Annotated in this window: 9 protein-coding genes; 8 read left to right on the top strand and 1 reads right to left on the bottom strand. The window is 47.7% G+C overall.

Annotated elements, in window-relative coordinates; all coding sequences use genetic code 11:
- Positions 1 to 34 precede the first annotated feature (34 nt).
- Positions 35 to 2320 (bottom strand): NADP-dependent malic enzyme, encoded by a 2286-nt coding sequence (locus tag C510_RS0101355; RefSeq protein WP_018709541.1) that lies wholly within the window; start codon positions 2318 to 2320, stop codon positions 35 to 37.
- A 348-nt stretch (positions 2321 to 2668) separates the two neighbouring features.
- Here C510_RS0101355 and C510_RS0101350 point away from each other — a divergent pair, with 348 nt between their 5' ends.
- From C510_RS0101350 to C510_RS0101315, 8 genes are all read left to right on the top strand, one after another.
- Positions 2669 to 3880 carry an efflux RND transporter periplasmic adaptor subunit gene (locus tag C510_RS0101350; protein WP_018709540.1) on the top strand — a complete coding sequence of 404 codons (1212 nt, stop codon included), beginning with the start codon at positions 2669 to 2671 and terminating at the stop codon, positions 3878 to 3880.
- Between the two features lie 50 nt (positions 3881 to 3930).
- Entirely contained in the window at positions 3931 to 7164 is a 3234-nt protein-coding gene (locus tag C510_RS0101345) for an efflux RND transporter permease subunit (RefSeq protein WP_018709539.1), read from the top strand.
- Complete coding sequence (locus C510_RS0101340; protein ID WP_018709538.1) at positions 7164 to 8546, top strand: efflux transporter outer membrane subunit; 1383 nt, start codon at positions 7164 to 7166, stop codon at positions 8544 to 8546. Before C510_RS0101345 ends, C510_RS0101340 begins: the two co-directional genes overlap by 1 nt.
- Positions 8547 to 8575: 29 nt before the next feature.
- Positions 8576 to 9343, top strand: a complete 768-nt coding sequence (gene lpxA, locus C510_RS0101335) for an acyl-ACP--UDP-N-acetylglucosamine O-acyltransferase (protein WP_018709537.1) — start codon at positions 8576 to 8578, stop codon at positions 9341 to 9343.
- Between the two features lie 12 nt (positions 9344 to 9355).
- The gene (locus tag C510_RS0101330) at positions 9356 to 9997 is read left to right on the top strand and encodes a TetR/AcrR family transcriptional regulator (protein WP_018709536.1); all 642 of its coding nucleotides are present in this window, start codon (positions 9356 to 9358) and stop codon (positions 9995 to 9997) included.
- 145 nt (positions 9998 to 10142) lie between these two features.
- Complete coding sequence (locus C510_RS0101325) at positions 10143 to 11519, top strand: SGNH/GDSL hydrolase family protein (protein ID WP_025892114.1); 1377 nt, start codon at positions 10143 to 10145, stop codon at positions 11517 to 11519.
- Positions 11506 to 12465 carry an SGNH/GDSL hydrolase family protein gene (locus C510_RS0101320; protein WP_022340551.1) on the top strand — a complete coding sequence of 320 codons (960 nt, stop codon included), beginning with the start codon at positions 11506 to 11508 and terminating at the stop codon, positions 12463 to 12465. The genes C510_RS0101325 and C510_RS0101320 overlap by 14 nt, the downstream gene beginning before the upstream one ends.
- Positions 12431 to 13933: an MBOAT family O-acyltransferase gene (locus C510_RS0101315; RefSeq protein WP_018709533.1), complete on the top strand. Its 1503-nt coding sequence runs from the start codon at positions 12431 to 12433 to the stop codon at positions 13931 to 13933. Before C510_RS0101320 ends, C510_RS0101315 begins: the two co-directional genes overlap by 35 nt.

The following is a 13933-nucleotide window of genomic DNA, read 5'->3' as shown; positions in this document are numbered from 1 at the left end:
CTCTGCTGAGTTATATTATTCCATAAAAAGTGGATTACTGATGGTTTATCTTCTTGGCTACAATGGCATCGATACAAGCGATGGCGGTAATGTTCACGATGTCACGTACAGAGCTTTCGATGTCGGTGAAATGAATCGGTTTGTTCAATCCCATCTGAATCGGGCCGATGACTTCCGTTTCACTCATGTTCTGGATGAGCTGGTAAGTAGCATTGGCAGAGCTCAGGTTCGGGAATACCAAGGTGTTTACTTCTTTTCCTTTCAGACGTGTAAACGGATATTTTTCATCACGTAACTGATTGTTCAATGCGAATTTCACTTGCATTTCTCCATCGATGGCCAAATCCGGATATTCTTCCTGCAAGGTTGCAATGGCTTCGTGCACCTTGGCCGGACTTCCTTCAGTATCTGAACCGAAGTTCGAGTAAGAAAGCATGGCCATAACCGGTTCCTGATTAAAGAAGCGTACAGCTTTGGCCGAGAGTTTGGCAATGTCAATCAGAGTCTCGGTGTCCGGATGGCGGTTTATCAGTGTATCGGCAATGAAGAAGGTTCCATGTTTGGAATTCAAGATATGCATGGTTCCGAAATGCTTGTATCCCGGCTGGATACCGATGACTTCCTTGGCTACCTTGATGGTGTTGGAATATTTGGTGTACAGACCAGTTACGAAAGCATCTGCTTCGCCGGTCTCTACCATCATCATACCGAAATAGTTGCGTTCGAACATCTTATCGTTGGCTTCCTGGAAGTTGGCTCCCTGGCGGGCACGTTTCTCGCACAGGATGCGTGCGTAACGTTCGCGGCGGTCGGCTTCACGGTCGTGACGCAGGTTGACGATTTCGATACCTTCCAGGTTCAGGTCAAGTTCCTTCGCCAGTTTCGTGATACGTTCTTCGTTGCCCAGCAGAATCGGGTGACAGATGCCTTCCGATTTGGCTTCTACGGCTGCCTTCAGCATGTTGGGGTGGATGCCTTCGGCAAAGACTACCCGTTGCGGGTCGCGGCGTGCGGTTTCGTACAGTTGGCGGGTCAGTTTGTTTTCCTGTCCCATCAGCTCGCGCAGGTGGTTCTTGTAACCTTCCCAGTCGCTGATCTGTTTACGTGCCACTCCTGAATCCATGGCCGCTTTGGCTACTGCCATAGATACTTCGGTAATCAGACGCGGGTCTACCGGTTTCGGGATGAAGTATTCCGGACCGAAAGTCAGGTTGTTGACGTGGTAAGCTTCGTTCACGATGTCGGGTACTGGTTTCTTGGCCAGTCCGGCAATGGCGCGTACGGCAGCCAGTTTCATGTCTTCGTTGATGGCTGTGGCACGGGTATCGAGAGCTCCACGGAAGATGTAAGGGAATCCGATGACATTGTTTATCTGGTTCGGATAGTCGGAACGTCCGGTTGCCATCAGTACGTCGGGGCGGGAAGCCATGGCGTCTTCGTAAGAGATTTCCGGAGTCGGGTTGGCCAGGGCGAATACAATCGGATGGTCGGCCATGCTGCGGATCATATCCTGTGACAGGACGTTACCTTTGGAAAGTCCCAGGAATACGTCGGCACCCTTGATGGCTTCTGCCAGGGTGTGGATGTCTGTGCGGTCGGTAGCAAAGAAGCGTTTCTGTTCGTTCAGGTCGGTACGTTCTTTCGAGATGACACCCTTGCTGTCCAGCATGACGATGTTTTCCAGGCGGGCGCCCAGTGAGACGTACAGTTTCGTACATGATACGGCAGAAGCACCGGCACCGTTGACAACAATTTTCACGTCTTCAATCTTCTTTCCGGCTACTTCGAGAGCATTCAGCAGTCCGGCGCTCGAAATGATGGCCGTACCGTGCTGGTCGTCGTGCATGACCGGAATATCCAGTTCCTCTTTCAGGCGCTGTTCTATCTTGAAACATTCGGGTGCCTTGATGTCTTCCAGGTTGATACCTCCGAAAGTAGGTGCGATGGCTTTTACGGCTTCGATGAACTTGTCCGGGTCTTTTTCGTTGACTTCGATGTCGAATACATCGATACCGGCATAAATCTTGAACAGCAGTCCTTTACCTTCCATGACAGGCTTTCCGCTCATGGCGCCGATGTCGCCTAATCCCAATACGGCGGTACCGTTGGAGATAACGGCTACCAGGTTGCCTTTGGCTGTATAGTCATAGGCTGTTTCAGGGCTTTTCTGTATTTCCAGACATGGTTCGGCTACTCCCGGAGAGTAGGCCAACGACAGATCCCGTTGGGTCTGGTAAGGTTTGGTGGGAACGACTTCTATCTTTCCCGGTTTGCCTTGCGAATGATATAGTAAGGCAGCTTCTTTCGTAATTTTTGCCATTTCCTATTCTATTTTAAATTGTTCATTAAGAAGTGTTGCGCAAATGTAGAAATAAAATGCTAATTGCAAGCTTTTTTGTATGAAAAACTATAGATTATCGTAGAAACCGGCTGCCGGGCTATCGGCTGATAGCCGATTGTTCGGATAAACTGGGATATTTTTATACAACACTTGGGGGAGGGTTATTGTTCGTTAAAACAGTCTGTTGCTAAGTTATTTTTACTATATTTGCAACCGGTTTAAAAACTATACTACCTTAAAAAGTTTTCATTCATGCAGATGGCGTTCTTGCGGGTTGGAGACTATAGAATGTGAGAAGATGTGAAAAGAAACAACTATTTAATTGATATGAACATGAATGTGAAAAAAAACAGAAGATTCTCTTCTAGCCGGGTAGCCTTTTGTGCGTTAGGCCTTTCGGTATTGACTGCTTGTGGTGGAGGCCAGAGCGGTGCTAAGATGGGTGATGACCAGTTCGCCGTACAGGAAGTGACGGTGACATCAAGCAATCAGAATGAGCATTATCCTGCTACAATCAAGGGTTTACAGGATATCGAAATCCGTCCTCAGGTATCCGGATTTATCGTAAAGCTTTGTGTAGACGAAGGTGCTACAGTCCGTAAAGGTCAGGCTCTGTTCCAAATTGATCCGACTCAATATAAGGCTGCATACGATCAGGCTAAGGCTTCTGTAGCTTCCGCCAAGGCTAATCTGGAAACCGTTACATCTACCGAGGCGAACAAGAAGATGTTGCACGAACAGAAGATTATCAGTGATTTCGAATATCAGACAGCTCAGAACAACCTGTTGTCTGCCAAGGCTAGTCTGGCACAGGCCGAGGCCGCTTATGCTGCCGCTAAGCAGAACCTGGGCTTCTGTACGGTAACCAGTCCGTCGGACGGTGTAATCGGTACGTTCCCGTACCGTGTAGGTGCATTGGTCAGCGCTTCCAGCGCAGAACCTTTGACTACTGTTTCTGAAATCGGCGACATGTATGTTTATTTCTCTATGACCGAAAAGCAGTTGCTGGATTTGACAAGAGCCGGCGGTTCGCTGAAGGAACAGTTGGAGAAGATGCCTCCTGTACAGTTGCAGCTGGCAGACGGTACGATGTATAGCGAAACCGGTAAGATTGATGCCGTGAGTGGTGTCATCGACCAGACTACCGGTTCTGTATCCATGCGTGCTATCTTCCCGAACAAGCAGAACATTCTTCGTAGTGGTGGTATGGCTAATGTGGTATTCCCTTATACCATGGAAGGTATCATGCTGGTTCCTCAGTCGGCTACCCAGGAAATCCAGGACAAAAAGTTCGTTTATGTACTTCAGGCAGACAATACCTTGAAGCATACGGAAATCCAGATTTCAAACCTGAACGACGGTAAGAACTATATCGTGACAGGCGGATTGAAAGCTGGCGACAAGATTGTTGTGGAAGGTGTACAGACCTTGAAGGACGGACAGAAGATTACCCCGATTACTACAGCTGAGAAGGAAGCCAAGTATCAGCAGGCATTGAAGGACCAGAAGGAAGGTAATTTTGCTACGGCTTTCAATTAATGAGCAATCGTGAGGAATCATTATCGTTATATATAATATAAAGGTATAGAATGAAACTAGATAAATTTATTAACCGTCCGGTACTCTCCACAGTAATTTCCATCCTGTTGGTGATACTGGGTGTAATCGGTCTGGCTACCCTGCCTGTTACACAGTACCCGGACATTGCGCCTCCTACCGTATCGGTAAGAGCCACTTATACGGGTGCGAATGCGCAGACCGTATTGAATTCCGTTATCGCACCGCTGGAAGACCAGATTAACGGTGTAGAAAACATGATGTATATTACTTCTACCGCTTCGAACAACGGTTCCGGTGATATCAGTATTTACTTCAACCAGGGTACTGACCCGGATATGGCGGCGGTGAACGTGCAGAACCGTGTGTCAATGGCTCAGGGTCTGTTGCCTGCCGAAGTAACCAAGGTCGGTGTGACTACCCAGAAACGTCAGAACTCCATGCTGTTGATTTTCTCTCTGTACGATGAAGAAGACAAATACAACATCGAGTTCATTGAAAACTACGCGAAAATCAACCTGATTCCTGAAATCCAGCGTGTAAAGGGTGTGGGTGATGCCAGTGTGATGGGTCAGGACTACTCTATGCGTATCTGGTTGAAGCCGGATGTAATGGCGCAGTACAAGTTGATTCCGAGCGACATTTCCGGAGTATTGGCCGAACAGAACCTGGAAGCCGCTCCCGGACAGTTCGGTGAACGTGGAAACCAGACATATCAGTATACCATCCGTTACAAGGGACGTCTGCAGCAGATTGAAGAATTCGAGAACATCGTAGTCAAGGCGTTGCCGAACGGTGAAGTACTCCGCTTGGGAGATGTGGCAAACATCGAGTTGGGTCGTCTGGCCTATACCTTCAACAATACGGTAAACGGTCACAAGGCGGTAACCTGTATCGTTTATCAGATGGCCGGTACCAATGCGACTGAAACCATCAATAACCTGCAGGCAGTACTTGACAAGGCTCAGGAAACACTTCCTACCGGTTTGCGTATCAATGTGGCACAGAATGCCAACGACTTCTTGTATGCTTCTATCCACGAAGTTATCAAGACTTTAATTGAGGCCTTTATCCTGGTGTTCATCGTAGTATATATCTTCTTGCAGGATATGCGTTCTACCTTGATTCCGGCTATTGCTATCCCGGTAGCCTTGATCGCTACTTTCTTCGTCTTGAAGCTCATCGGCTTCAGCGTGAACCTGTTGACACTTTCGGCTATGGTGCTTGCCATTGCCATTGTGGTGGACGATGCCATTGTGGTCGTCGAGGGTGTCCATGCGAAGTTGGACCAGGGATATAAATCTTCACGTGAAGCTTCTATCGATGCCATGAGTGAATTGGGCGGTGCCATCGTTTCCATTACATTGGTTATGATGTCCGTGTTTATTCCGGTAAGTTTCATGGGTGGTACAGCCGGTACCTTCTATCGTCAGTTCGGTTTGACCATGGCTATTTCTATCGGTTTCTCTGCATTGAACGCGTTGACTTTGTCTCCGGCTTTGTGTGCAATTTTCTTGAAACCTCATTCATTGGGAGAACATGCCAGCAAGAAGATGTCATTGGTTGATCGTTTCCATACGTCATTCAATGCGGCATATGACAGCTTGCTGAAGAGCTATAAGAAACGTGTAGTATTCTTCATACATAAGAAATGGTTGTCCATGGGACTGGTAGCCGGTTCTATTGCTTTGCTGGTATTCTTCATGAATGTCACTCCGACCGGTATGGTGCCTAATGAAGATACAGGTACCATTATGGGTGCGGTTACACTTCCTCCCGGTACTTCACAGGAACGTGCCATGGAAGTCCTCAATAAGGTTGACAGTCTGGTGGCTGCTGATCCGGCTGTAGAGTCACGTACCATTATTTCCGGATTCGGTTTCATCGGTGGTCAGGGACCTTCTTACGGTTCTGTCATCATTAAGTTGAAAGACTGGGAAGAACGTTCTATGACTCAGAATTCGGACATGGTCGTTGCGACGTTGTTTATGCGTGCGCAGAAAGTCATCAAAGATGCACAGGTACTGTTCTTTGCTCCTCCGATGATTCCGGGTTATTCTATATCAAGTGATATCGAATTGAACATGCAGGATAAGACTGGTGGTGATTTGAACCATTTCTTCGATGTGGTGAATGCGTATACGGCAGAATTGGAGAAACGTCCGGAAATCAGCCGTGCACAGACAACCTTCAACCCGAGCTTCCCGCAGTATCAGTTGGATATCGATGCGGCTGCTTGTAAGAAGGCAGGTATCAGTCCGAGTGACATCCTGACAACCATGCAGGGTTATTTCGGAGGTCTGTATGCTTCTAACTTTAACCGTTTCGGTAAGATGTACCGTGTAATGGTTCAGGCTGAACCGGATGCTACCAAGAACATGGAGGCATTGAACAGCATCAAGATCCGTAACGGTAATGAAATGGCGCCGATTACCCAGTTCGTTACCTTGAAGAAGGTATACGGTCCGGATATCATCAGCCGTTTCAACCTGTATACTTCCATGAAGGTGATGGTGGCTCCTGCTTCCGGTTACACTTCCGGTCAGGCATTGCAGGCTATTGCTGAAGTTGCAAAATCAAATTTGCCTACCGGTTTTGGTTATGAATTGGGAGGTATGGCTCGTGAAGAGGCTTCTACCAGTGGTAGTTCTACAGGTATTATCTTTATCCTGTGTTTCGTATTCGTATACTTGCTGTTGAGTGCACAGTATGAAAGTTACATTCTGCCGCTGGCGGTATTGTTATCCGTTCCGTTCGGTTTGATGGGTAGTTTCGTATTTGTCAACGGGTTTGCGGCTTTGGGAAGCATTCCGGCCTTGAAGATGATTCTGGGTTCTATGTCAAACGACATCTATATGCAGATTGCCTTGATTATGTTGATGGGTCTGTTGGCTAAGAATGCCATTTTGATTGTTGAGTTTGCGCTTGACCGTCGTAAGCAAGGTATGAGTATCTCATGGGCAGCTGTCTTGGGTGCTGCAGCCCGTCTGCGACCTATTTTGATGACTTCTTTGGCAATGATTGTCGGTTTGATTCCGTTGATGCTGGCTATGGGTGTAGGTGCTCACGGTAACCGTACCCTGGGTGCTTCGGCCATCGGTGGTATGTTAATCGGTATGATTTTCCAGATCCTCATTGTTCCGGTTCTGTTCGTTGTCTTCCAGTGGTTACAGGAGAAGATCAAACCGATGGAATGGGATAGCATGGATGAAAGTGAAGTGGAATCCGAAATTGAACAGTATTCACTGAAAAACAATAAGAAGTAATGAAGAAACAACTGATTGTCATGATGTGTGCAGCTGCTACCTTGAGTAGCTGCCACATCTACAAAGCATACGATCGTCCGGATGAGATTACCGCTGAGGGTATCTATCGTGATCCGGCTTCGGCAACCGATACGTTGGCTGCCGATACAACGAATATGGGCAACCTGCCATGGCGGGAAATTTTCCGTGATGCGAAGTTGCAGGCCTTGATTGAGGAGGGTTTGGCCAATAATGTAGATGTTCAGGCTGCTGCTCTTCGTGTAGAAGAAGCTAAAGTAATGTTGACTTCTGCCAAACTTTCTTATCTGCCTTCCATTAATTTGTCTCCGCAGGGGACTACTACTTCGATGGATGGTGGAAATTATGTAAAAGCTTATCAGCTTCCTGTGGTAGCAAGTTGGGAAATTGATCTGTTTGGCAAAATCTTGAATTCCAAGCGCGGTCAGAAAACAGCTTATCAACAGAGCCAGTATGCTCAGCAGGCTGTACGTTCACAGATTATTTGTGGTATAGCCAATACTTATTATTCTTTATTGATGCTTGACCGTCAGGTAGAAATTACTACCGAGACAGCAGCTATCTATAAAGAAAATGTACGCGCTATGGAAGCCATGAAGATTGCGGGTATGACCAATGAAGCTGGAGTTGCTCAGATGCGTGCTGCCAGCCATCAGGTAGAGGCTTCTCTGATGGATTTGAAACGTCAGGTGCGTGAAACAGAAAATGCTTTGGCTGTCTTGTTGGCAAAAGCTCCTCAGACCATTGAACGTGGAACATTGGCAGAACAGGTAATGCCGGAAGAACTGGCTGCAGGTGTACCGATGCAGTTGCTTTCCAACCGTCCGGATGTGAAAGTTGCAGAAATGACTCTTGCCAGTGCTTATTATACTACGAATCAGGCTCGTGCAGCTTTCTATCCAGGATTGAATATTACTGGTATGGCTGGATGGACCAACGGATCGGGAATTTCTGTAGCGAATCCGGGAGAGTTCATGTTACAGGCATTGGCTTCGTTGGCACAGCCGATTTTCAACAATGGTAAATTGGTTGCTAATCTGAAAGTGTCGAAAGCTGAAGAGAAGATTGCACAGATGAATTATCAGCAGACTATTCTGGAAGCCGGAAAGGAAGTCAGTGATGCACTGTATCTGTTCGATACCCAGAACAGAAAACTGATAGAGGACCGTGGACAGGTAGAACAGTTGGATAAGGCTGTAACCTATACCAAGGCTTTGTTTCAAAGCGGTGAAGCTACTTATCTGGAAATCTTGACTGCCCAACAGAATCTGTTGAGTGCTCAGCTGACGGAAGTTTCCGATAATTTCCAACGCATTCAGGCTGTGGTGAGTCTGTACAGTGCTTTAGGAGGTGGCAGAGAGTAATAACCTTAAATTTAAATACAAGAAAGCTTATGATTAGTCCTTTGGCTTATGTTGACCCCTCTGCAAAGATCGGTAACAATGTAACAATCCATCCGTTTGCCTATATCGACAAGAACGTCGAGATAGGCGACGATAATGTCATCATGCCTTATGCCAGCCTGATGAGCGGTACACGCATGGGTAATGGAAATACAGTGTATCAAGGAGCCGTGGTGGCTGCTACTCCGCAGGATTTCAACTATACGGGTGACGATACTATTGCCCGTATAGGAAACAACAATGTTATCCGCGAGAATGCTGTCATTATCCGGGGTACTTTTGCTGGAAATGAAACCCGCATCGGTAACGATAATTTCATTATGACCGGTTCCCGTATCTCACACGACGTTACGGTTGGAAACCGTTGTATCATCGGTAACGGTTCTCAGATTTCCGGTAACTGTATTATCGAAGACCATGCTATCTTGACATCCAATGTCTTGATGCAGGGAAAAACCCGTTTGGGAGCCTATTCTTTGGTGCAGGGCGGTTGCCGCTTCATCAAGGATATCCCTCCGTTTATCGTAGCGGCACACGAACCGATTGAATTCTACAGTATCAATACTGTGGTGTTGGAACATGCCGGTTTTCCTGAGACACTGATCAAGCATATCGCTCAGGCTTACCGCATCCTTTATAAGGCCAATACATCTCAGCACGATGCTCTGCTCCGAATCAAGGAACAGGTACCTGGCAGCAAAGAGATTGACCATATTATTGAGTTTGTAGCTTCATCCAAATTGGGGCTTATTCACTGATAAACGAATGGAATGGCGGTAAAGCGTGTAAAGAAAGATCGATCGGAACTTCGGAATGAGGTGTTGCAACAGGCTGTAAAAGCTTTTTTTAGTCTGGGAATCCGCAATGTCCACATGGACGATATAGCGGCATCACTTTCCATTTCGAAGCGGACGCTTTATGAGCTTTTTCAGGATAAAAGGCAGCTCTTGCTGGAAGTCATGCGCTTTCAGCGGAACGAGATGCATGATTATATGGCGAAGATTGCTTCCAAGGCTGAAAATGCCTTGGAGGTAATCTTTGCCTTTTATGAAAAAAAATCCAGTGAATTGTGTGAGATGAATCCGGTGTTCTTCCGCGATTTGAGGAAGTATCCGGAAATTCTGGAGTTTTTCCGGCAGGAGCAGCGAGATTCGGATAAGGCAGCGGCCGAACATTTCCGCCAGGGAGTGAATCAGGGCATTTTCCGCGAAGACATTAACTTTGATATCATCAGTAAGGCCATGTCGATGCAGTTGGATGTTCTGGTGTATTCGGATTTGGCAGAGAACTATCCGCTGGATGAAATTTACAGCGAAATTACGATTCTGCACATGCGGGGAATCACTACCGAAAAGGGAGCCCGGATGGTGGATCATTTTTTACAGACAGTCCGTGAAAAGCGCGTAAACTGACGGCTCTTTTGCTGCTTCCAACTTTCCCTTTCTTTTCATAAGACTGGAGGCGGTTCAGGATTGTCAAACCTGAAAAACTCTGTTATTCGTTTGCCTCTCCACTCACCTTTCACTATCTTTGCAGCCGTCTTTATGAGAATTCTGTATGAAGAATAGAGTTGCTGCAACATTCCTATTGACTTTATTGCTGGTATTGGGTTTGGGGGCCCTGCATTGGTTGCCCCGTATCGAGCTGGGAGGTAAACCGTTACGGCGTGTGGACCTGTTGGCTGATATCCGTTTGGAGGCATCTCCGGTATCGGCCGATTCGGATACATCGGTCTTACCGGAACCGGTGAAGCCGACTTTTATAGATACGTGTAAATCCGGTATGACTTGTATCGAAGATTTTTCTGATTCTACCATGCGGGGAATGAAATCCTTTTACGAGGCTTTGATTAACCGCTCTTCGTTGGGGCGTCCGGTACGTATCGCTTATTTCGGCGATTCGTTCATCGAAGCGGACATCATGACGGGAGACTTACGTACTTTGCTTCAGCAGAAATTTGGTGGAAGCGGGGTAGGGTATATCCCAGTAGCTTCCAATTTATCCGGTTATCGTCCGACGGTTGTCCATTCCTTCAGCGGTTGGAGCAGCCATGCCATTACCGATTCGGTCTTTTTCGACCGGAAACGACAGGACATCTCGAACCATTATTTTATTCCTCGCCCCGGAGCTTCTGTCACGTTGAGGGGAAGAAAACAGGGGGAATACGCTGATTCCTGCAATATCTCTACGATTTATTTCCGGACCAATGATTCCATCCGTCTGTCCGCTTCTGTCAATGGAGGGGAGGCCCGGCATTTTGCGTTGGGAGGCGATAGCCTGATGCAGTCTGTATCGGTAACCGGAAATATCAAAAGCGTCTCCTGGAAAGTGGAGCAGCTGGATTCTGCGGCTACTGCGACTTTCTATGCCGCCACAATGGATCCGGCCAGCGGAATCGTGCTCGACAATTTCAGTACACGCGGCAGTAACGGACAGCAACTGATACACATTCCTTCCGCAATTTTGCAGCAGTATGAGCGTTTGCGTACGTATGATTTGATTGTCCTGCAATATGGATTGAATGTGGCTTCGGAACAGGGAGTGAACTATGCCTACTACCAGACGGCTATGGAAAAGGTGGTGAATTATCTGAAAAGGGAGTTCCCTCAGGCTTCTATCCTGATAGTGGGGGTAGGCGATCGGGATTACCGGACCGAGACCGGCGAATTGCGTACGATGCCAGGCGTGAAGAACCTTATCCGTTTCCAGAAAGCCTTGGCTGCCCAGACACATGTAGCCTTCTGGAACCTGTTCGAGGCGATGGGAGGAGAAGGAAGTATGGCGGAACTGGTCAACCGGAAGCCGGCTTTGGCAAATTACGACTACACGCACATCAACTTCCGTGGAGGTAAGTATTTCGCCAACTTGTTGTTTGAAACGTTCGTATATGGAAAGGAACAGTATGAAAAACGGAAAGCGTATGAGATGCAGTAGCCGATGGATATTTGGAATACTTTTCTGGGGAATGGCGGTCATGCTTCAGGCACAGGATGCTCTTCCTGAGAAGGTGTTGCCGGACAGGAATTCCGGTCCGGTATTCAGTGAGCAGGCAATGGTCCGTATGATGGGGTTGATAGACTGTGAACCTTCGATGCCCGTCGTGTTCCGGGAGACCCGGAAGAATGAAATCGAGGACCCGGAGCATACGCTTGACCCTTTTTGGAATAAGTTGATGCGTATGGAAGGGCCGGTACGTATTGTACATATCGGCGATTCGCACGTCCGTGGGCATGTGTTGCCATACGTTGTCCGGAAGAAATTGGAGGAGGAGTTCGGAAGCGAAGCGGTAGTGGACGAGGAAGTGACCTACCAGTCGTCCGGTTTGGCGGAAGAGACGGGCGAGCGGGGAATCGTGTATCACATGCTGGGAGTGAACGGCGCGACATACGGTACGTTTTATACGCCTGAACGCATACACGAGATAGCAGCATTGCATCCTGATTTGATTATTGTGTCTTTCGGAACCAATGAAGCTCATGCTCCCCGTTATGTGGCAGCCCAGCATCAGCAACACATGAGAACTTTGCTGGATGCCCTGAAGGAATCGTGCCCCGAATCGGCTATTCTGCTGACCACTCCTCCGGGGGCTTATAAGCGTCAAGGTCGAAGGGGAAGGGTCATCAATACCCAGACTCCTCAGGTGGTCGCTACCGAACAGAATTATGCCCGTGACCACCGGATGGCCATTTGGGACATGTATGACATCGTAGGAGGAAAGCAACGGGCTTGTCTGAACTGGGTAGCCGGCAATTATTACCAGAAAGACCGGATTCATTTTACCCGACAGGGATATACTGTTCAGGGATTATTGTTACACGAAGCACTGATTAAAGCATATAACAATTATGTGGCAACTCAATTTACCGGATCTCGAAATTGATTGGAAGAAACTGACGGACGTATTGACTTACGATCCTCAGCAGCCGATGATTTTCAGCAGTGGGCTTTTTCTTTGGCTGTTCCTCGGATTCAGCCTGATTTACCTGCTTCTGCAGCGTAAAACGACGGCCAGGCTGCTGTTCGTTTCGTTGTTTTCCTATTATTTCTATTATAAGAGCAGCGGGTTCTATTTTTTCCTGCTGGGCATCGTTACGGTGTCCGATTTTCTGCTGGCCCGTTGGATGTACCGGACGGAAACCTCCTGGAAGCGCAAGCTGATCGTCTGCTGCAGCCTTTGTATCAATCTGGGACTGCTCTGTTACTTCAAGTATACCAATTTCTTTTATGAGATGTTGGCACCGCTCTGGCACGGAACATACCATCCGTTGGATATTTTCCTGCCTGTGGGTATTTCGTTCTTCACTTTCCAGTCGTTGAGTTATACCATCGATGTCTATCGGAAGGGCTTGAAGCCTCTGTCCAACCTGCTGGATTATGTGTTCTATGTATCTTTTTTCCCTCAGTTGGTGGCGGGTCCCATTGTCCGGGCGCGCGATTTTATTCCGCAAATCCGGCAACCGTTGTATGTCTCGCCCGAGATGTTCGGTCAGGGAGTCTTCTTTATCGTAAGCGGCTTGTTCAAGAAAGCGGTGATTTCCGATTACATCAGTGTGAATTTTGTGGAACGTATTTTCGATAATCCCGGACTGTATTCCGGATTGGAGAATCTGTTCGGTGTCTATGGGTATGCGCTGCAGATATACTGCGATTTTTCCGGCTACAGCGATATGGCCATCGGTATAGCCTTGTTGTTGGGATTCCGTTTCCCCATCAACTTCAATTCTCCTTATAAGGCAGACAGTGTGACCGATTTCTGGCACCGGTGGCATATCTCTTTGTCCACCTGGTTACGCGATTACCTGTATATTTCGTTGGGAGGAAACCGGAAAGGGAAAATCCGTACCTACCTCAATTTGTTCCTGACCATGTTGTTGGGAGGGCTCTGGCATGGAGCTTCGTGGAACTTTATTGTTTGGGGAGGTCTTCATGGAGTGGCTCTGGCTGTCCATAAATATGTGCGTAGCCTGTTGGGGCGTGCCAAGAATTACCGGAGTACGGGATGGAAACGTTTCTTTGCCGTGGTACTGACTTTCCACTTCGTATGTTTCTGTTGGATTTTCTTCCGGAATACCACATTCGAAGGGTCGGCCACCATGATTCGCCAGATTTTTACAGCATTTCATCCGGAATTGGCCGGACAGTTGTTTACGGGTTACTGGAAGGTCTTCCTGCTTATGGGAGTCGGATATCTGCTGCACGCCTGTCCAGACCGTTGGCAGGAGGCTTGCAGCCGGGGAATGATACGTCTGCCGCTGGTCGGTCAGGCATTGGTTCTGATTCTGCTGGTATATCTGGTCATGCAGGTGAAGAGCAGTGACATCCAGCCTTTCATCTATTTCCAGTTCTGA

Origin of the sequence: Phocaeicola barnesiae DSM 18169 = JCM 13652, assembly GCF_000374585.1 — a bacterium.
GTDB lineage: Bacteria > Bacteroidota > Bacteroidia > Bacteroidales > Bacteroidaceae > Phocaeicola > Phocaeicola barnesiae.
This window is presented reverse-complemented; position numbering and strand designations above follow the sequence as displayed.

What these genes read in the sequence shown, in the direction of transcription:
- C510_RS0101325 (WP_025892114.1), top strand. Translation starts at nt 10,143, where the DNA reads ATGAAGAATAGAGTTGCTGCAACATTCCTATTGACTTTATTGCTGGTA.
- C510_RS0101355 (WP_018709541.1), bottom strand. Translation starts at nt 2,320, where the DNA reads ATGGCAAAAATTACGAAAGAAGCTGCCTTACTATATCATTCGCAAGGC.
- lpxA (WP_018709537.1), top strand. Translation starts at nt 8,576, where the DNA reads ATGATTAGTCCTTTGGCTTATGTTGACCCCTCTGCAAAGATCGGTAAC.
- C510_RS0101350 (WP_018709540.1), top strand. Translation starts at nt 2,669, where the DNA reads ATGAACATGAATGTGAAAAAAAACAGAAGATTCTCTTCTAGCCGGGTA.
- C510_RS0101345 (WP_018709539.1), top strand. Translation starts at nt 3,931, where the DNA reads ATGAAACTAGATAAATTTATTAACCGTCCGGTACTCTCCACAGTAATT.
- C510_RS0101320 (WP_022340551.1), top strand. Translation starts at nt 11,506, where the DNA reads ATGAGATGCAGTAGCCGATGGATATTTGGAATACTTTTCTGGGGAATG.
- C510_RS0101330 (WP_018709536.1), top strand. Translation starts at nt 9,356, where the DNA reads ATGGCGGTAAAGCGTGTAAAGAAAGATCGATCGGAACTTCGGAATGAG.
- C510_RS0101340 (WP_018709538.1), top strand. Translation starts at nt 7,164, where the DNA reads ATGAAGAAACAACTGATTGTCATGATGTGTGCAGCTGCTACCTTGAGT.
- C510_RS0101315 (WP_018709533.1), top strand. Translation starts at nt 12,431, where the DNA reads ATGTGGCAACTCAATTTACCGGATCTCGAAATTGATTGGAAGAAACTG.